The sequence below is a fragment of the Candidatus Profftia tarda genome (genome assembly GCF_904848675.1).
In the GTDB taxonomy this organism is placed as follows: domain Bacteria; phylum Pseudomonadota; class Gammaproteobacteria; order Enterobacterales; family Enterobacteriaceae; genus Profftia; species Profftia tarda.
On record NZ_LR890047.1, the window covers coordinates 651,331 to 671,134 of the forward strand.

Below are 19,804 nucleotides of genomic sequence, written 5' to 3' on the forward strand. Positions count from 1 at the left end.
TTAGTTTTATGACTTATTAATAAATTATGAATATGATAAATAAAGACGATAAATATAATCCATTAAAATATAGATACTAAACTTTTTTAGGTTATCTAGTAGATAATAGTTTATACAACAGAGCTGTTATCTTATTTAATCAGCCTACATAAAATTCATTAGTATAATAAAAGAAACAGATATTTATTAGTGTAGGGCTATAGGATTTTCTTCAGTAATATCATTATATTCATCAAAAATAATAAGATACAATAATTGATCAGTATTTTACTGCTATATTAAATCTGTATAAAGATAAATCATATTGTCATGAGGGCGTATAGATTCGCAAAGTATAATCATATTATTTAGTCTAATAAATATTCTAAACAATACGTAATAAAATTACTAGTAGAGAAAGAGGACATAAGGATATGTGATCTGGTTATTTAACCATTGTATATGCGTTAAAGAGCATTATATCATGTACACTCATTGCTAAGATAATATCCTTTCATGCTTTCTTGAGTTATTCAAAATGAGTAGTATTTATAAGATATTTCATAAACTAGAGCAATATTAAACATATTTTAAACTATTTTTATGTTTGCATAAATTACCAACTAAGTTAACTAAGAAACATGAGAATACTAATTTATGAAACAACTACATCTTCTTTAACCTATTAAGTGTTTCTACTGTAATGAAGTAAGCCTAATAACTGAATTTATTCTAGAAATTATTAGTATTTTATCATTTATTAATGTACTGATCTATAACAAATACCTGTCTACATATCTATAATCTTTAATAGCCATGATATAGCAGATAATTTCCATTCCTAATATTAAGATAGTCCTTCTTTGGCCTAATGAAACTACCTGATACATTATAAAAATATAACAAATAATAGGTTTTATAATTATTCAGCATCATTTCTTAGGCCCGTGAAGATAGATGACTAATACAGTCTCAAATATGTCACCATTGTTCTTAGCGATAGAAGTAATATGATATATATGAGGTATTTATAATTATAATTATCATAAGATAATAACATATTCATAGGTTTGTAGGGCCTAATATGCTATATTTTAAAATCAATGAATATCTTATTATAATAAAGAAATTTCTATCAATAACTAAGAATCAATGGTAGTTACAAAGCAATTATAACATAAAATTATGAAATATCTTCAAGCTATTACACTAGTTATTTTGCGATATTGATTACTTCTTTAATCATTATTTATAATGAAAATTATTTTGTTTCTGATAAATACGCATTAATCAAGATATTAGTTTGATAAAGTTCTCGCAAATATATCATAATGCAAACGGAGATCTTAAAGATATCTATTGAAAACCGTATACATGGATTTAGATATGAATATGAGTCTTAATAGAACATCGGCAAAGTTAGTCACCATTAGAGCTGATGAAGATAGGAAACGAATTGATAATTTTTTGCGCGCTCAACTTAAAGGAATGCCAAAAAATATGATTTATCGTATACTAGTTAAGGGTGAGGTTCGTGTTAATAAAAAACGTATTAAACCAAGATATAAATTGCAGACTGGCGATGAAGTGCGTATTCCTCCAGTGCGCATTATTGAACGTGATGAAAAATTGGTTTCTGTAAAGATGAATAAGGTAGCAGAGTTAAAACATTGTATTATATTTGAAGATGATGACCTGCTAGTACTTAATAAACCTTCAGGAACGGCTGTGCATGGCGGTAGTGGATTAAAATTTGGCATTATAGAAGCAATGCGTGCATTGCGTCCTGAAGCAGAGTTTCTTGAGTTGGTTCATCGTTTAGACCGTGAAACATCTGGAGCACTCATAATAGCCAAAAAAAGATCGTCCTTACGTATTCTGCATGAACAACTACGCATGAAAGAGATTTATAAAGATTATCTTGCATTAGTTCGTAATCAGTGGCAATCTCATTGCAAAATAGTTGAAGCTCCGTTACTAAAAAATATTACCAAAAGCGGTCAACGTATCATAAAAGTAGATACAGAAGGTAAACATTCAGAGACATTATTCAAAATAGAAGAACGATTTAAAAATTCTACCCTAGTAAGAGCACGGCCTATTACAGGGCGTACGCACCAAATACGCGTGCATACACTTTATGCTGGTCATCCTATTGCTTTTGATGATCGATATGGTGACCGTCAATTTGATAGGCAAATTAAGGAAACCGGTTTAAATCGCTTGTTCTTGCATGCATCATCTCTAATCTTCAAACATCCTAATACAGGAAAAAAAATCTGTGTTAAAGCCTCTATGGATAATAATCTTAGCCACTGTCTTAATGAATTACGTAAGAAAAATAAAATTCCATAATTAATAATAGCTTACTTAAATAATATTATCTTCTGCACTGAAAAAATAAGCAATAGACAATCTTATTAAATTTTAATACTTTATAGAATATAATATTACTAATCATTGAACTACTATACAGTTTTTGCTGTTGAATAAATCAGTTGTCACGTGTTAGTATATTTTAACATAATAAGAACATAATATATTACCTCGAAAAAATTCTAAATTTTACTAAATCACGCAGATACTGCAAAAATATCAAAAGATATTATCTTATTTAATTGAATCAGTAATTATTATTAATACTCTAGCATATCGCTATATTGAATAAATATCATGCATATATAAACTATATTTATATGCATAGATATATGTAAGGTCGTTGTAATCACACTACCTTACATATGCTTTATTTGAAAAGTTATACCATATTTTGGGCTACGAATTCCCAGTTTACTATAGACCAGAAATTATCTAAATATTTAGCACGCATATTACGGTAATCAATATAGTAGGCGTGCTCCCAAACATCGATCGTTAAAAGTGGTTTTTGTCCTTCAGTTATGATGGTTTCTGCATTCGAGGTATTTACTATAGCTAGACAATCGTTATCTTTTTTAACTAGCCAAGTCCAACCAGAACCAAAGTTACTCATTGCAGATTGTATAAAATCTACTTTAAATAGCTCAAAAGAACTAAAGGTTTTGTTAATTGCTTCAGCCAAAATTCCAGTAGGAATTTTGCCACCTGTTGGAGACAGACAATGCCAGTAAAAAGTATGGTTCCAGACCTGCGCAGCATTATTAAATGTACTGCCAGTAGCAGTCTTTATGATATCTTCTAATGATTTGCTTACAAATTCAGTACCTTGAATTAAGGTGTTTAAGTTGAGAACGTAGTTGCCATGATGTTTATCATAATGGTAGTTGATAGTTTCTTCGGAGATGTATGGTTCTAGTGCATTTCTTTTATATGGTAATTCAGGTAGTTCAAAAGACATTACTCTCTCCTATTTTCTTGATTATTTTGTATATAATATAAGAATTATATAAAAATCTATTATGAATAAAAGAATATAGTAGAATATTATTCTACAAATTTCTTCTAATCATTTTAGACCTAATAACAGAATAAATTTATTTTTTCTGGAATTTTGCAGGCAGTGTTGATTATGAGACAAGAAGCTGTTTCTTTGTAAAAGAGATAAATAATGAGTAGTCAAACCATGCTATTAGTAATATTTCTGATTTAAATTCTATTATAAAAAATTTTTCAAGCGCTCTGAATATTAATAATTATTAGAAAATCTACTCAAGGTTATACTATTTACATAGCACTTTCATAAATAATAAATCTGTATCTAAAGAGCAGCCATAAGATCCGAAAATATTATACCATAATACATTAATTATCTAACATAACAAGTTTAATTAAACATACTTTTAGCTGATATGGGTAGATGTTCAAGAGAGGGTGGAGAATAGCTATTTAAATATCAGCGTGTTTATTAAGAGGATGTGCAGTAGCCGTCTCCTACAGGATATAAGACATTAAATTAATAATATGCTTTTTATTTTGATCTATTTATACCCTCTCGAAAATATTTTTTGGTAAGATAAAATAATGTGTCAAGTATAAGATACTTCAAGAGTTATTTATGTTGCTATTATAATTACGCTTGGTAATCTCTGTTAATAGAGGATATAAGCTATTAATACCTCTAATTCTTTTATAAGTAGGCTAGATGTATAGAGTATTGATCTAAAATTATTTTGCTAAGTATATGGTTAGTTTATTTTTGGTTGCGCCAGGGGAAATAAGGCGCTCTTTATCTTTTTAATAAAGCAACTTGATTCTTTTATATAATTCTACAATTATATATTATAGGATAAATATCCCTCTAAGATATTTACTGCTGTATTTTAATAGTTTACATAACTTCTTATTTTCATATATAAACATTTATTGCATTAACTCATTTACTGAGGAATATTTAATAATAAGATTCTTATAGCATCTTACTCTTTATGCATTACTTGTCCTATCCTGATTTTCAGCTTATAACCCGGGCGGAAAGTAACAACACGACGTGCTTTAACAGGAATATCTTCTCCAGTTTTAGGGTTACGCCCAGGTCTTTGATTTTTATAGCGCAGACTAAAGCTACCAAAGCTGGATAATTTAACATGCTCGCCATTTTCTAATGCCTGACGAACCTCTTCAAAAAATCTTTCTACGAGGTCTTTCGCATCTCCTTTATTAATCTTTAACTTTGTAAACAAGTGTTCAGATATTTCAGATTTAGTGAGAGCCATGGTTTTTAATCTCTCAAGGATGCGCTGAAGCGCTGTTTTAATACATCTACACATTTTTCCACGGTAGCAGAAATCTCCTTTTCTTCTAGTTTGCGTGTTATAGCTTGAAATACCAGGCTGATGGCTAAGCTCTTATAACCTTTAATAATAGCTGGACCATAGTATACGTCAAACAAGTTTAAGGCAACCACCTTATTTGCGGTAATTCTCTTACACTCCGATAAGATATCGCCTGCAGGAATGTGTTGAGGTACGATAATAGAGATATCACGACGATGGGAAGTATAGCGTGACACTCTGTTAGCTTGTGGAATGCGGCTCTTAGAGATAGCATCCCAAACTATTTCAAAAAGAACTGCACGACCATTTAAGTCTAGTTTATGTTCTAAATATGGATTTAGTACACCAATAAAACCAATCATTTTCCCTGTCAAATAAATTCCTGCACTCTGACCGGCATGCAAAGCAGGATGTCCCTCTGCTTTGAATTGTACTTCATCCATTTTGCAGGTTAAATCTAAAATAGATTCTAGGTCTCCTTTTACATCATAGAAATCTATAATCTGACTTTCTAGATTCCAATGTTCTTTATAACGATTACCAGTAATGACTCCAGCAAGCATGATATCCTGACGCACACCTAAATTAGCAAATTCATCAGGCACAAAACGTAAACCAGTTTCGAATAAACGTACACGTGACTGCTGCCTATTCTGGTTGTATATAACTGCAGACAGCAAACCGGTCCATAAAGACAGACGCATTGCGGACATTTCAGAAGAAATTGGTCTTGGTAAGACTAAAGCATCTTCATAGGGATGCAATAGTTTTTGCATATTAGGATCAACAAAACTGTAGGTAATAGCTTCCTGATACCCACGATCGACTAGCATGGTTTTCACACGCTTAAGTGGCAAATTCTCTTCAAGATGTGTATTCATGATCAGGTCTGCTTTTATAGGCATGTTTGGGAGATTATTATAGCCGTATAAACGTACTACTTCTTCAACGAGATCTTCTTCTATATTCATATTAACAGACCAGCTTGGTGCGACAGCCTGCCATATATCCTTGCTACATCTTAGTTTAAAGCCAAGACCTTTTAAAATATCAGTGACCTGCTTATCATCTATATGATGACCAATAAGGCGATCTAATGTTGCACGGCGTAACGTTATATTAGAACTTTTCGGCAATGCTTCTTTATTTGTAACGTTAATTACGGGGCCAGCCTGACAATCACAGATATCAATCAATAGACGAGTAGCTCGTTCCATTGCCTTATTTTGTAGGCATGGATCTACGCCACGCTCGTAACGGTGAGATGCATAAGTATTTAAAGAATGACGACGTGCTCGACCAATAATAGAAGTTGGAGCAAAGTAGGCGCATTCTAATAGAATATTCTCGGTTTCTGCATTTATACTGGAATATGCACCACCTAAAATACCACCCATAGCGAGTACTTTCTTTTGATCGGCAATAACCAACGTATCTCCAGATAATTCTGCTGCATTACCATTCAGCAGAATTAATGTCTCACCATCCTTGGCCATTCGTACTACAATATTGCCTTCAATACGATTTAAGTCAAAGGCATGCATTGGCTGACCTAACTCTATCAGAACATAGTTGGTTACATCAACTACTAAGTTGATAGATCTAATTCCAGAACGACGGAGTCGTTCACGCATCCACAAAGGTGTTGGAATGCTTAAATTAATATTTTTTATAACTCGGCCTAAATAACGTGGACAAGCATCAGTTGCTTCAACACTAATAGATAAAGTATCATGAATTACCGCAGGCACAGCATCTATTATTGGTTCTCTTAAAAGCAACTTGTTTAAAGCTGCAATCTCACGAGCCACACCGATAATACTTAAACAATCAGAACGATTTGGGGTTACAGAAATTTCAATAGTATTATCTTGTAACTGTAGATATTCATAAATATCATTGCCTACAGGTGCATCTTCTGGCAAGGCAAGAATGCTATCCTGATCTTCGGCAAGACCAAGATTAGAAAACGAACACACAATACCTCCAGAAGGTTTACCTGCTATTTGACTTTCTTTAATCTTTAAATCTCCTGGCAGTACAGCACCTATAGTTGCAACAGCAACTCTAAGTCCTACTCGACAATTATATGTGCTGCAGACGTTTTCTAAAAAATTTTCGCTGCCAGTATTCACCTTGATTATCCATAGGTTATTTAATATCGGATGATGAGAGCATTCCATGACTTCGCCAATGAAGACGCCTTTAAATGTACTGGAAACTGCTTCTATAATATCAACTTGTATACCTGCCATGGTAAGCTGTTCTGATAATGTTTCAATGCTAATATCTGGATTTACCCATTCACGTAACCATAATTCACTAAATTTCATTTATAATCCTTTCTTACTTAAACTGTTCTAGGAAACGTAGGTCATTTTCGAAAAATACACGTAGATCGGTAACGCTATAACGTATCATCGTCAAACGTTCAATACCCATACCAAATGCAAATCCGGAATAAATTTCTGGATTAATACCTAAGTTGTGCAGCACTTTTGGATGAACCATGCCACATCCTAAAACTTCCAGCCATTTGCCTGTCACATGCATGACATCCACTTCTGCAGAAGGTTCAGTAAATGGGAAGTAGGAAGGACGAAAACGAATATTCACATCTTTTGTAAAGAAGTTATTTAGGAAATCATATAAAGTACCTTTTAGATTAGTAAAGCTAATATATTGATCGATAACAAGCCCTTCCATTTGATGAAACATAGGGGTGTGCATCTGGTCGTAATCATTACGGTACACACGTCCTGGAGCAATAATACGAATTGGAGGCTGATGTTCTTTAATAGCACGTATCTGAACACCTGATGTTTGCGTGCGAAGCAAACGATTTTCGTCAAACCAGAAAGTATCATGATCAGCACGTGCTGGATGGTGAACAGGAATGTTTAAAGCATCGAAATTATGGTAATTATCTTCTACTTCGGGACCACTGTGCACTGAGAATCCTAGTTCAAAAAAGAAAGTTTCAATACGATCAATAGTACGGGTGATGGGATGTAAGCCGCCGTTTTCCGCACGACGTCCTGGAAGAGAAACATCTATAGTATCTCTAGCTAAACTTTCATTCAATGCCTCTGATCTCAGATATAATTTACGAGCATTAAGGATAGTCTGTACTTCTTGTTTGGCCTGGTTAATCATAGCACCAGCAGCCGGAATCTTTTCTACAGGCAGCTCTCGTAGTGACTTGATTGCCACCGTAAGATAACCTGCCGTACCTAGATATGCAACACGCACTTTATCCAGTGCAGTAATATCTTCAGCACTCTCTATAGCCGCCTTTGCTTGGGTAATCAACGCTGTGATATATCGCATTGCTTTCCTCTTCTGAGAGCTAGATTGTCAATATAATACCTTTATCTTAGTACATTTAATCCAATAAATAAGGTTATACTAAAAGATACTGTTGAAAAATAGCCAATAACTATAAGATAGCTATCTTATAGTTATTTCATAATATTATTTAGTGCATCGATATAATTATTAATATATACTGCGTAAGATAAGTATCAAGAGACTACCTAACTTAGATTTATTAAATAAATATTTAAATCTAAAATATTATTCTCTATTTTACTGAATATTAGATAATAAATTGATTTTTTAAATAATTAATACTTACCAATCAACTGATTATGTGCTAATACGTATAAATATCTAAGTAATCAGAGTGATAATATTATTATGCTGATTTATACGAGTTAATAGGTTGTATCTCTTATGAAAGAATTTTAGAATTAATATAAAGTGCAATCTATACTTGAAACAAGTTTTTTATATTTTTGGTCATTAGTATAGTTGATTATCATCCGATATATCTCACAAAGATAATACATTATAAATATATACAGAGACATTAGATGATATTTATCTTGAAGATATCTATGGCTGGTATATTCATATAAGATATAATCTTATTACCTTAAATTATATCAGCAAGTTTGAATACCTAACCTAAACAATAAATAATATTATAATACATTATTAATAACTAAATATGCTGTGTTACCCTACACATTGGTATCTCATCTCTAATGAAACACCTCATGTTCTTCGTCACAAGAAGAGTAACTTTCCAGATGCTCTAAATATTACGAACTATATTTATGGATCAGATAAAATTTTAAAGATATTTTATCATTCTTATTCTTATCCTGAGTAGTAAAGGTGATTAAAACGAACGATAAATCATTTGATACAGTCATGTTAATAATGTTAATACAGAACTTTTAAAACTAATCATAATAAAGGTATCATGCCTGCCTTAAGGGAATAATATAAAGTATTACCTAATATTTATTTTTATTATAAAACAAATTATTTTTAGTGATCTTAGAATTTTATAAAAAATACCATAAAGCTATTGTATTCAACAAAAATCTTTATTTCTTTCAATTTTGGATGTTTATTTATGGAGATACTGATGACAAATAATGAGAATATTCTTCATATTTTACTTCATATAAAAAAATTTTAGAACTATTAAATATCTAAGATATCCATATTTTCTAAAAAATTAATAACCATAATAGATATCAACCGATCTTAACGAAAAATTTGATAAAAGTGTCCTAGAGTAATTTATATTTATTTTTTACCAGATGATGCATTTTGCATTAATTTTCTAAAAAATTATTATTTAGCCTATCAATTATGTTTTAGATAAAGCAGGAAAAAAGCATAAATAATAATATAAATATTAGCACTATTTAGAATATAAAAATTACTGATAGATATCAATTAGCTATTCTAAAGATGGCTAAATACCTACCTCATCCTATAAGTTTACATAAGAATAGATTTAGCTTTTTCTGCAAGAGTAGTAAATCCTTCTTGATCGAATACAGCTATGTCAGATAATATTTTACGGTCAATTTTAATGGCAGCCTTTTTAAGGCCATTAATAAAGCAGCTGTAAGAAAGACCGTTTTGACGTGCAGCAGCATTAATACGTGTAATCCATAACTGACGAAACTGACGTTTACGTTGACGACGATCACGGTAAGCATACTGACCTGCTTTTATTATTGCTTGAAAGGCAACACGATATACGCGCGAACGTGCACCGTAGTAACCTTTCGCTTGCTTTATTACTTTCTTATGACGTGTTAGTGCAGTTACACCACGTTTTACGCGAGACATATGCTGTCCTTAATTATTATAACCTTAGTTGAAAATAGTTGATTATGCGTATGGCAGACAAACTACTACTAAGCCTAGATCCCCATTTGAAACATGACCTTTTGGACGCAAGCTACGCTTACGCTTAGTAGATTTTTTGGTCAAAAGATGACGCAAGTTAGCATGTTTATACTTAAAACCACCGCTAGCGTTTTTCCTGAATCTCTTGGCGGCACTGCGCACAGTTTTAATCTTTGGCATCTCTATTTCTGCTCCGCATTATTAATTATATTAATTATATTAATTATTAAGATAAATAACCTTATTACATAAACTTGAATTTGTCACTAATCAGGTTACCACCTGAGGGTCTTACTGTTTTTTTCTAGGTGAGAGTACCATGATCATTTGACGGCCTTCAATTTTTGTAGGGAAAGATTCAACTACTGCCAGCTCATTAAGATCTTTTTTAACTCGGTTAAGTACTTCTATGCCAATCTGTTGGTGCACAACTTCGCGCCCACGAAAACGTAGAGTAATTTTAGCTTTATCGCCATCTTGCAAAAAACGGACTAGACTACGGAGTTTAACCTGATAGTCACCATCATCGGTTCTAGGTCGAAATTTAATTTCTTTAACCTGAATGATTTTTTGCTTTTTTTTCTGCTCTTTCGTTGCCTTACTCTTTTCATAGAGGAATTTACCATAATCCATTATTCGACACACTGGTGGATCGGCATTTGGACTAATTTCCACTAAATCAACACCTAATAACTCAGCTTTTGCTAAAGCTTCATGCAGACTTACGATACCAATTTGTTCGCCATGAATGCCCGTTAATCGAACTGCTTGGGCACGAATTTCTGTATTAATACGATTAGAACGTGCCAGTTGAACTTTTTTTCCGCCTTTAATAACTAGATTCCTCTATTTGGTGAAGACTACGACTGCTAATTTCTTTATGCAGCTTTTCTATTATATCAGTAACGTCCATAGAGCCCAGATCTTTACCACGACGGGTACGAACGGATACCTTGCCAGATCTGACTTCCTTATCTCCACAAACCAACATGTATGGGACCCTACGTAAGGTATGCTCACGTATTTTAAATCCTATTTTCTCATTTCTCAAGTCTGATGTGGCACGAATACCAGAATCCTGTAATTTTTTAGTTAATTCATGAACATAATAAGTCTGTGAATCACTAATATTCATAACCTTTACCTGTAATGGTGCAAGCCAAGTTGGATAGAAACCTTTGTACTCTTCAGTAAGTATACCGATAAAGCGTTCCATTGAACCAAGAATAGCACGGTGAATCATTACTGGAGTTAAACGTTCGTTGTTTTCATCAATATAGGAAGCATTTAAACGACCAGGCAAGGAGAAATCAAGCTGAACAGTACCACATTGCCATGCACGATCCAAACAGTCATGCAAAGTAAACTCAATTTTGGGTCCATAGAAAGCACCTTCTCCAAACTGAACTTCAAAAGAAATGCCATTTTCTGTTAGAACCTTAGCCAAATCTGCTTCTGCGCGATCCCATATTTCATCACTGCCAATGCGTTTTTTTGGGCGAGTAGATAATTTTACCAGAATTTTTCTAAAACCAAAAATGCTATATATATCATATACCATCTTTATGCAGTTTTTGACTTCATCACAGATTTGATCTTCCGTGCAAAAAATATGTCCATCATCTTGAGTAAAAGATGATACACGCATCAGACCATGCAGAGATCCTGATGGCTCATTTCGATGGCAACTACCAAACTCACCGATACGCAATGGTAAGTCGCGATAAGACTTCATACCCTGATTAAAGATTAGTACGTGGCACGGACAATTCATCGGTTTAACACAGTATTCTCTAGTCTCTGAAGATGTAGTAAACATTGCATTTTTATAGTTTTCCCAGTGCCCAGTACGTTCCCACAGTACACGATCCATCATTAATGGACCCTTCACTTCTTGATAATCATATTCTCTTAGCTTAATTCTAATGAATGATTCCAGTTCACGAAAAATTGTCCAGCCATCATTATGCCAAAACACCATACCACGCGCTTTTTCTTCTATGTGATAAAGATCAAGCTGTCTACCGATCTTACGGTGATCTCGTTTTGAAGCTTCTTCAAGTCTTTTAAGGTAGGTATTTAGCTGTCGTTTATCTACCCAAGCAGTGCCATAGATGCGCTGCAAGACTTTATTATTGCTATCTGCCCGCCAGTAAGTACCAGATGATTTCTGCAGTCTAAAATGATGACAAAAACGCATATTAGGCACGTGCGGTCCACGACACATATCGATATATTCTTCGTGGTAATATAGAGCTACCTGATCATTAGGACTGATATTATCATCTAGAATTGCTACTTTGTACGGTTCGTTGCGTGCTTGAAAAGTATCGCGGGCTTCTTGCCAACTCACTTGTTTCTTAACAACATCATAATTTTTATTTGCCAGCTCATGCATACGATGATTAAGTAATTCAAGATCTTCCTGTCTTAAATTATTATTAATTTCAACATCATAATAGAAGCCATTATCTATGATTGGACCAATCGCCATTTTAGTATTCGGCCATAATTGCTTGATTGCATGTCCTAAAAGATGTGCACAGGAATGGCGAATAATTTCAAGTCCTTCTTTATCTTTTGGAGTAATGATGGAAAAATTAGCGTCAACGGTAATAAGATCACCAGAATCCATTAGCTTACCATTTACAAGAGCAGCAACGCAGTTCTTTGCCAATCTAGGACTAATATCTATTGCAATATCCATTACGGATAAATGTTCGTCGAACTGGCGTTGATTACCGTCAGGAAGAGTAATAACTGGCATTTGTATTCCTTGTCTATAGCAGCATCCGCACCATCAAGCTAGATATATAAAATAATTTGTATATTAAGTTATATCTTCATGAATAACATTCTACTTTAACTCTTGAAATCTGAACAGTATGCAAATATAAAAGCTCTTCTCTAAGAGAAGAATAAAATTAAGGATTTGTTAATACCCATAAATTAATAGTAGGCTAGTTTTAGCTTTGGTTAGATTTATTTCGGAGTCAAATATAATATATTAGAAATTTAGTTGACCCAATAGAACTGTTGCTTTATGTATGGTACATCTTTGATGTTACAGTATAAAATAAGGCACTATTTCTTGTAGTATAAGTAAGTATAAAATAAGAGTAATAATAGTTTAAGAACGCTATTGATAAGTGATGAATAAGTTACCCTTATGCATTATGATCTTACTCTTAAAAATAAATCTAAGAGCATAATATGTTCCTTGGCGTCATGTTATAAAACACAAGACAGACAGTATAAAACGCAGCTTAGGATTGGTTCAGTATCAAAATATTATTGTCTCTATTAAAATACAGAGACTCTAACTAAATTAAGAACAGTAATAGCTCTAGGTCTAAACAGAAAAATGTTGTAAATATTAAGGAATGATAGATATCGAAAAGCTACTCCGTCATAAATTCACATAGAATAAGCCTGGATTTTTAGATTCTTGAAAGTTATTATATATATAAATCTTAACTATTTATTATCATAACAAATTCTTGGCTAAGAATAAATAGATAGATTCCTGATCTTATGATATTTAACGAAAAATGTTAAGAATAATTGCCTAAAAATGACGATATTTAGGATAGGCTGCGTATCTCATTAGAATAATATAAGATTTATAAAAATTAGAACTTACGTATACAACAGTCTAGGGACTAGACTGTTATTATTGTAATATAAAACTCTGCTACTTATTAAACTAATAATTTGTAATTGTATTGAAAATTGCATCCATGAACAATTCATATAAAACAATAATGCACTTGTTAGCTGGCAGTACTTACAGAAAATGATAATTGCTACTTATTATAGAAACTGCATAAGTATTCGTCTTATGACACAGAAAAAAAGAACTAAATTAAATATATTTTAAAAGATGCAATTACTATAATCGTGGAGAGCATGACTGAAACATTAACATATTAAGCAGATCATTTAATGATAAAGTGTGACATTGTATTATCCTAAATTAATTTATAAACTAGCATGCATATCCTCATAAATCCTACATCAGAATAAGCTAATTAATAGTTTTAAACTTTTCTGATGAGGCGCAAATGTTATGATTAAACTTAAGATACAGTAAGACTATGATTAAAATTAAGATACATAAAAAGTAAGCTATTAAATATAGTAATTGCATAATGCTGTAATAATTAAAGAGATTAGTACGATTCTTTCTGAACGAATATATCTTTATTTTACTACAATACACTTGTAAGTCAGTAACTATCGAACAAACAAGCTAATAAATAAAATGATTATTTTCATAAATGTAATTTATATCATAATTAATATATTGATACAGAAAATCTTTTAGTAAAATAGAATAGAATAGAGTAATAATCAATTAAGCAGATTCAGTAAGATATTGATATTCTTTTAGGATATCTTGCTTCAAGAATGATATGCAAGATATCTCTATGCGCAATAGTGCATATACCGCAAAACCATCTTTCTTAGCGCATAAAATGATAAAGCATACCTTTGATCTATCACAGATGTTATGTACTTCATGTAATCATTCTGTAGTTTAATACTCACGAGAAAGCACTTAAAATTTAGGCATATACTTTAAATTAATAAAAATTATAAAAACTAGATACAACGAGATAAAAGATGATTATTATATTTCTGATCGTGCAGACAATAAAGAGTTTGAACAAAAATAAATTCTACTAATAAACCTCCTGATATTTTATTAAAACTTATTAATATTAACGAAAAGCAGACTAAAAAAGAAATATGAGAATCGCGTCAGTGAAGAATATTATTAATTAACATATAGAAATCTTTGTATATGACACTCTTTGACTAAAGAAATTCTAAACTTAATCTAATTTTCTTTTTAAAAATAATTAGAAAATAAGAAAAGAGAGATTTACCTAAATACATGATATCCGAGAGGTCTGCCTAGTTGATTGATCACAAGAATCCATGACTGATTTTGCTTGGTAATCAACTGAATCATCTCTATTAAAGAATTACCTAATATAGAATGTAAAATAGACGAGAAATTCAGTTTTAAAAGACAAATTTTAAACTCAGTTTTCACATATTAAAAATTAAACTGCTGACAATAGTCAATTTAGTCATTATCTATAATGACAACTAATCAGTTTTACAAAATAAGATGTTATGCATGAAATGCAGAGAGAACGGGATGTAGTATCAACATAACTATTATGCCGATATAAGCGAAGAAAGATCTTACATTACGTCTTTATTTTAAATTTTTGAAGATCTATCAACTATATATTTAAAATTTAATCAGCTCTTACAGCAATATGTTTGTAATTCATTAGCACTAATTTTTGGAATGAGTGAGAATAGTGACGCATTTTGCTATGAATGTTGTTTAATTGCTTTTTGCTATTAACTAGATGTATTAACACTTACTGTAACTGAGGCAGCAATATTTTTAAGGTGACAACTATTATGAATAAAATACCTATGACGTTGCGCGGAGCTGAAAAACTGCGTGAAGAGTTAGTTTACTTAAAGAGTATTCGTCGTCCACAAATTATTGCCGATATCGCAGATGCGCGTGAGCACGGAGACCTGAAAGAAAATGCTGAATATTTGTCTGCTCGTGAACAACAAGGATTTTGTGAAGGTCGTATCCAAGAAATTGAGGCCAAGCTGTCTAAAGCGAACGTGATTGACGTTACAAAACTTACGAATAATGGACGAGTTATTTTTGGTTGTACTGTCAGAATTAAAAATTCTAACACTAGGGATATACAAACCTATTCTATAGTAGGAGATGATGAGGCTAATTTTAAACAAAACCGCATCTCTATATATTCTCCAATTGCGCGTGGTCTAATTGATAAAGAGAAGGGCGATATTGTTGTTATTAAAACTCCAGGGGGGGAAGTTAGATTTGAAATTCTGGAGGTTAAATATATATGATTTCTACAAATTTATTGAACTTATTATAAAATAAATAATGACATTTGTTAAATCATATAAATTGCTTTATGACATATATTATATTAAGAGTTTTTCACCAGGAAAATATATACAAGATTCTTGGTTAATCAGCACTATCCAGGATACATAAGAGCGCTATGTAAACTTAAGTAGCATAAGTTTTTGAAATTATTTTGTCATAATAAGTTACAGGATATTTACTGTAATCCGAATAGATCTATATTTTCACAATGCATTTATTATAATAAAAATATTATAGAAGATATTTTTACTTCTATTTCTATGTATCGTCTTTATTTGATCAGTTATAGATTGAAATAGTGGATTACGCCGCCATCTCATATGTCTTCATTCAATCTTACATTAATGTGTAAATAAGAAGGATTCAGTGAATGAAATTATTTTTAGAGAGTTAAGATCAGATGGAAAAAAAACGGTTTGCTAATTCTAATCGCTGGTTGAATGAACACTTTAGTGACACATACGTAATTCAAGCACACAAAAAAGGACTTCGTTCTCGTTCTTGGTTTAAACTGTATGAAATACAAAATACTGATAAAATATTTAAACGGGGTATGAATATTCTTGATTTAGGTGCCGCACCTGGAGGATGGTCACAATATGTAGTCACAAGAATTGGACACATAGGACGAGTTATTGCCAGCGATATTATTTATATGGATCCTATTATTGGCGTTGATTTCTTTCAGGGCGATCTTTGTGATGAATTAGTGTTAAAAGATCTCATCGATCTTGTAAGTGCATATAAAATTCAGGTTGTGATGTCAGATATGGCCCCCAATATGAGTGGTATAGTATCTGTAGATATCATGCGCTCCATGCATCTGGTTGAGTTAGCACTAGAAACAGCAAAACATGTCTTAGCTCCCGGCGGTAGCTTTTTAGTTAAAGTATTTCAAGGAGAGGGCTTTGACGAATACCTTGCACAAATTCGCTTACTGTTTGCAAAAGTTAAAATTCGTAAACCTGATGCATCCCGAGCACGTTCTAGGGAAGTATACATCGTAGCTAAAGGGCTAAAAATATAGTATCCTGATGCTTATTGTTAACACAGTCGTAATATGAGGTTAATCCCTTGAATGACATGGCGAAAAACCTAATCCTTTGGTTAGTCATTGCAGTAGTGCTAATGTCCTTGTTCCAGAGCTTCGGGCCCAGCGCATCTAATAGTCGTAAGGTTGATTACTCCACATTCCTAACTGAAGTAAATCAAGACAAGGTGCGTGAAGTACGTATTAGTGGACGTGAAATTAATGTTACTAAGAAAGATAGTGGCAAATATACTACTTATATTCCTATTAACGATCCAAAAATGTTGGATTCTCTGTTAACAAAGAATGTAAAAGTATTTGGTGAACCCCCAGAAGAGCCAAGCTTACTAACTTCTATTTTTATTTCTTGGTTTCCGATGTTTTTGTTAATTGGAGTTTGGATCTTTTTTATGCGCCAGATGCAAGGAGGCGGTAAAGGAGCCATGTCGTTTGGCAAGAGCAAAGCCCGTATGCTTGCTGAAGATCAGATTAAAACTACATTTGCAGACGTTGCTGGTTGTGACGAAGCAAAAGAGGAGGTTTCAGAATTAGTTGAATACTTGCGAGACCCAAGCCGTTTTCAGAAACTAGGCGGTAAAATTCCTAAAGGAATCTTGATGGTTGGTCCACCAGGTACTGGTAAAACCTTACTAGCTAAAGCAATTGCTGGCGAAGCTAAGGTTCCATTCTTTACTATTTCAGGTTCTGATTTTGTTGAAATGTTTGTTGGTGTAGGCGCATCCCGTGTTCGGGATATGTTTGAACAGGCTAAAAAAACAGCCCCATGTATCATATTTATTGATGAAATTGACGCTGTTGGTCGTCAGCGTGGTGCCGGTTTAGGCGGTGGTCATGATGAACGTGAACAGACCCTTAACCAAATGCTAGTTGAGATGGATGGTTTTGAAGGCAATGAAGGCATCATAGTTATAGCCGCTACTAATCGTCCTGATGTACTGGATCCTGCTTTATTGCGCCCGGGACGTTTTGACCGTCAAGTTGTTGTAGGTCTACCGGACGTGCGTGGACGAGAACAGATTTTAAAAGTTCACATGCGTCGTGTGCCTTTGGCAACAGATCTTGATTCTTCTGTTATCGCTAGAGGAACACCAGGATTCTCTGGAGCTGATTTAGCAAACTTAGTTAATGAAGCCGCCCTGTTTGCAGCTCGTAACAATAAACGAGTTGTATCTATGGTAGAGTTTGAAAAAGCTAAGGATAAGATTATGATGGGTACGGAGCGCCGTTCAATGGTAATGACCGAAGCACAAAAAGAATCTACTGCTTATCATGAAGCAGGGCATGCAATTGTAGGTCGCCTTGTTCCTGAGCACGATCCAGTACATAAAGTCACTATCATTCCAAGAGGTCGCGCATTAGGAGTAACATTTTTCTTGCCACAGGGAGATGCTATTAGCTATAGCCGCCAGAAACTTGAAAGTATTATTTCTGTTGCTTACGGTGGTCGCTTAGCAGAAGAGCTAATTTACGGCATTGAAAATGTTTCTACTGGAGCATCTCAGGATATTAAACAGGCAACTACAATAGCTCGTAACATGGTAACCCAGTGGGGCTTCTCAGAAAAACTAGGTCCATTACTGTATGCAGAAGAAGAAGGCGAAGTATTCTTGGGACGTTCTGTTTCTAAGTCTAAACATATGTCTAATGAAACGGCACGTATTATTGACCAGGAAGTCAAGGCATTAATAGAACGAAACTACTTACGTACTCGTCATTTGTTGGAAGCAAACATGGATATTATGCATGCAATGAAAGATGCACTTATGAAATATGAGACTATTGATGCTCCACAGGTTGATGACTTAATGGCACGCCGTCAAGTGCGTCCGCCTACTGACTGGGAAGAAGGTGAAACTCATTGCTCAGACAATAGCGCTTCTTCTCAGGATGCATTGCAAAATACCCCAGCAGAAAATACGCCAACACCTTCTTCTGAGGAGAACTATATGTGTGACAAAAGCGGCGAAAAATAACGTTTTTATTCTAAATCTGTTCAATAATGATGGATTAGTATAATAAGATGCACAAAAATATTTTATAAATGAAAGATGAAAAATAAGATGATTTCTATACTAATTATAAAAGCTAGTCCATGATCAGCAATCATAAGATTATTCATTACATTTCCTATAATATAGATCTTAAAATCAAAGGTTAACTATGATACATAGATCTTTATATGATTGATCTAAGATCTTATATAGATTAAGCATTTTTGGTACTGTTTTGCTTCGAAATAATGCAGTTATTAGTAAATTTTTAGAATTTTTCTTAGCAAACGTATAAGGAATACTAGAATGATCATAAGATTTAAAATCTGGTAATGAACAGATTTCAATACTGTATAAATTTATAGAGGGTCATACTTTAAACTGATGCCAAGCTCTCTGAAAAAGCCCAGTATTTTATGACTGGCGCATAGTCATTGTGAGTTTTTCTTGCTTTTATGAGACCGAAAATATAGTTACTAAGTACTACTTATAAATTAGTAAATAATCATGTATTCTTTATTTTCAGAACGTACGTATAGAATATAAAGTAAATATTTTAGAGGAGTGGGATATCTAAAGGTAATAAATAAAACTTACATATTATTCTATTGAATAAAAACTACTTTCTTATTATCGAGATCCCTAGTAGATAAAGACTATCTATAGTATCAAGATAATTCAAAGAATTAGGATCTTAAGAAAACTACGAGCGATCTTAAAAAGTCATTTTATCTGAAATACTATTTTTTAATAATTGATCCTCCAAATGTCGACAATAAATTTTGCTTATAAATAGCTCCAAACATGCTCTTTAATTACAAATATTCCATTTAAATAATACGATGTAGATTACATATATCTCTAGGAGGTGTTATGAATTATATACATA

Annotated in this window: 12 protein-coding genes; 4 read left to right on the forward strand and 8 right to left on the reverse strand. The window is 32.8% G+C overall.

Translation table 11 applies throughout. The features are described 5' to 3' along the window. Positions 1-1,371 precede the first annotated feature (1,371 nt). Positions 1,372-2,334 carry a 23S rRNA pseudouridine(955/2504/2580) synthase RluC gene (gene rluC, locus KTT71_RS01650; protein WP_216782743.1) on the forward strand — a complete coding sequence of 321 codons (963 nt, stop codon included), beginning with the start codon at positions 1,372-1,374 and terminating at the stop codon, positions 2,332-2,334. 403 nt (positions 2,335-2,737) lie between these two features. On the opposite strand, the gene KTT71_RS01655 is transcribed toward rluC, so the two are convergent. The 8 genes from KTT71_RS01655 to thrS form a co-directional block, all read right to left on the reverse strand. After that, positions 2,738-3,316: a superoxide dismutase gene (locus tag KTT71_RS01655; protein WP_216782144.1), complete on the reverse strand. Its 579-nt coding sequence runs from the start codon at positions 3,314-3,316 to the stop codon at positions 2,738-2,740. A 1,018-nt stretch (positions 3,317-4,334) separates the two neighbouring features. Continuing rightward, the gene (locus tag KTT71_RS01660) at positions 4,335-4,631 is read right to left on the reverse strand and encodes an integration host factor subunit alpha (RefSeq protein WP_216782145.1); all 297 of its coding nucleotides are present in this window, start codon (positions 4,629-4,631) and stop codon (positions 4,335-4,337) included. A 5-nt stretch (positions 4,632-4,636) separates the two neighbouring features. Then, positions 4,637-7,024 (reverse strand): phenylalanine--tRNA ligase subunit beta, encoded by a 2,388-nt coding sequence (pheT, locus tag KTT71_RS01665; protein ID WP_216782146.1) that lies wholly within the window; start codon positions 7,022-7,024, stop codon positions 4,637-4,639. 13 nt (positions 7,025-7,037) lie between these two features. Continuing rightward, positions 7,038-8,021 carry a phenylalanine--tRNA ligase subunit alpha gene (gene pheS, locus KTT71_RS01670; RefSeq protein ID WP_216782147.1) on the reverse strand — a complete coding sequence of 328 codons (984 nt, stop codon included), beginning with the start codon at positions 8,019-8,021 and terminating at the stop codon, positions 7,038-7,040. Positions 8,022-9,491: 1,470 nt separating this feature from the next. Next, a complete protein-coding gene (rplT, locus tag KTT71_RS01675) occupies positions 9,492-9,848 on the reverse strand; it encodes a 50S ribosomal protein L20 (protein WP_216782148.1) in 357 nt (118 codons plus the stop codon). A gap of 42 nt (positions 9,849-9,890) precedes the next feature. Next, entirely contained in the window at positions 9,891-10,088 is a 198-nt protein-coding gene (gene rpmI, locus KTT71_RS01680; RefSeq protein WP_216782149.1) for a 50S ribosomal protein L35, read from the reverse strand. A gap of 111 nt (positions 10,089-10,199) precedes the next feature. Next, positions 10,200-10,742: a translation initiation factor IF-3 gene (gene infC / locus KTT71_RS01685; RefSeq protein ID WP_216782744.1), complete on the reverse strand. Its 543-nt coding sequence runs from the start codon at positions 10,740-10,742 to the stop codon at positions 10,200-10,202. Beyond that, the gene (gene thrS / locus KTT71_RS01690; protein ID WP_216782150.1) at positions 10,738-12,675 is read right to left on the reverse strand and encodes a threonine--tRNA ligase; all 1,938 of its coding nucleotides are present in this window, start codon (positions 12,673-12,675) and stop codon (positions 10,738-10,740) included. The genes infC and thrS overlap by 5 nt, the downstream gene beginning before the upstream one ends. Positions 12,676-15,353: 2,678 nt before the next feature. Here thrS and greA point away from each other — a divergent pair. From greA to ftsH, 3 genes are all read left to right on the forward strand, one after another. Beyond that, the gene (gene greA, locus KTT71_RS01695; protein WP_216782151.1) at positions 15,354-15,830 is read left to right on the forward strand and encodes a transcription elongation factor GreA; all 477 of its coding nucleotides are present in this window, start codon (positions 15,354-15,356) and stop codon (positions 15,828-15,830) included. Positions 15,831-16,273: 443 nt separating this feature from the next. Next, positions 16,274-16,900, forward strand: coding sequence for a 23S rRNA (uridine(2552)-2'-O)-methyltransferase RlmE (gene rlmE / locus KTT71_RS01700; RefSeq protein ID WP_216782152.1), 627 nt, complete (start codon positions 16,274-16,276; stop codon positions 16,898-16,900). Between the two features lie 56 nt (positions 16,901-16,956). After that, positions 16,957-18,897: an ATP-dependent zinc metalloprotease FtsH gene (gene ftsH, locus KTT71_RS01705; RefSeq protein WP_216782745.1), complete on the forward strand. Its 1,941-nt coding sequence runs from the start codon at positions 16,957-16,959 to the stop codon at positions 18,895-18,897. Positions 18,898-19,804 lie beyond the last annotated feature (907 nt).

Bases quoted from the DNA above. Each gene is read 5' to 3' on its own strand.
- rplT (WP_216782148.1), bottom strand. From the start codon at position 9,848: ATGTCTCGCGTAAAACGTGGTGTAACTGCACTAACACGTCATAAGAAA.
- rlmE (WP_216782152.1), top strand. From the start codon at position 16,274: ATGGAAAAAAAACGGTTTGCTAATTCTAATCGCTGGTTGAATGAACAC.
- rpmI (WP_216782149.1), bottom strand. From the start codon at position 10,088: ATGCCAAAGATTAAAACTGTGCGCAGTGCCGCCAAGAGATTCAGGAAA.
- rluC (WP_216782743.1), top strand. From the start codon at position 1,372: ATGAGTCTTAATAGAACATCGGCAAAGTTAGTCACCATTAGAGCTGAT.
- KTT71_RS01660 (WP_216782145.1), bottom strand. From the start codon at position 4,631: ATGGCTCTCACTAAATCTGAAATATCTGAACACTTGTTTACAAAGTTA.
- greA (WP_216782151.1), top strand. From the start codon at position 15,354: ATGAATAAAATACCTATGACGTTGCGCGGAGCTGAAAAACTGCGTGAA.
- ftsH (WP_216782745.1), top strand. From the start codon at position 16,957: ATGGCGAAAAACCTAATCCTTTGGTTAGTCATTGCAGTAGTGCTAATG.
- pheS (WP_216782147.1), bottom strand. From the start codon at position 8,021: ATGCGATATATCACAGCGTTGATTACCCAAGCAAAGGCGGCTATAGAG.
- pheT (WP_216782146.1), bottom strand. From the start codon at position 7,024: ATGAAATTTAGTGAATTATGGTTACGTGAATGGGTAAATCCAGATATT.
- thrS (WP_216782150.1), bottom strand. From the start codon at position 12,675: ATGCCAGTTATTACTCTTCCTGACGGTAATCAACGCCAGTTCGACGAA.
- KTT71_RS01655 (WP_216782144.1), bottom strand. From the start codon at position 3,316: ATGTCTTTTGAACTACCTGAATTACCATATAAAAGAAATGCACTAGAA.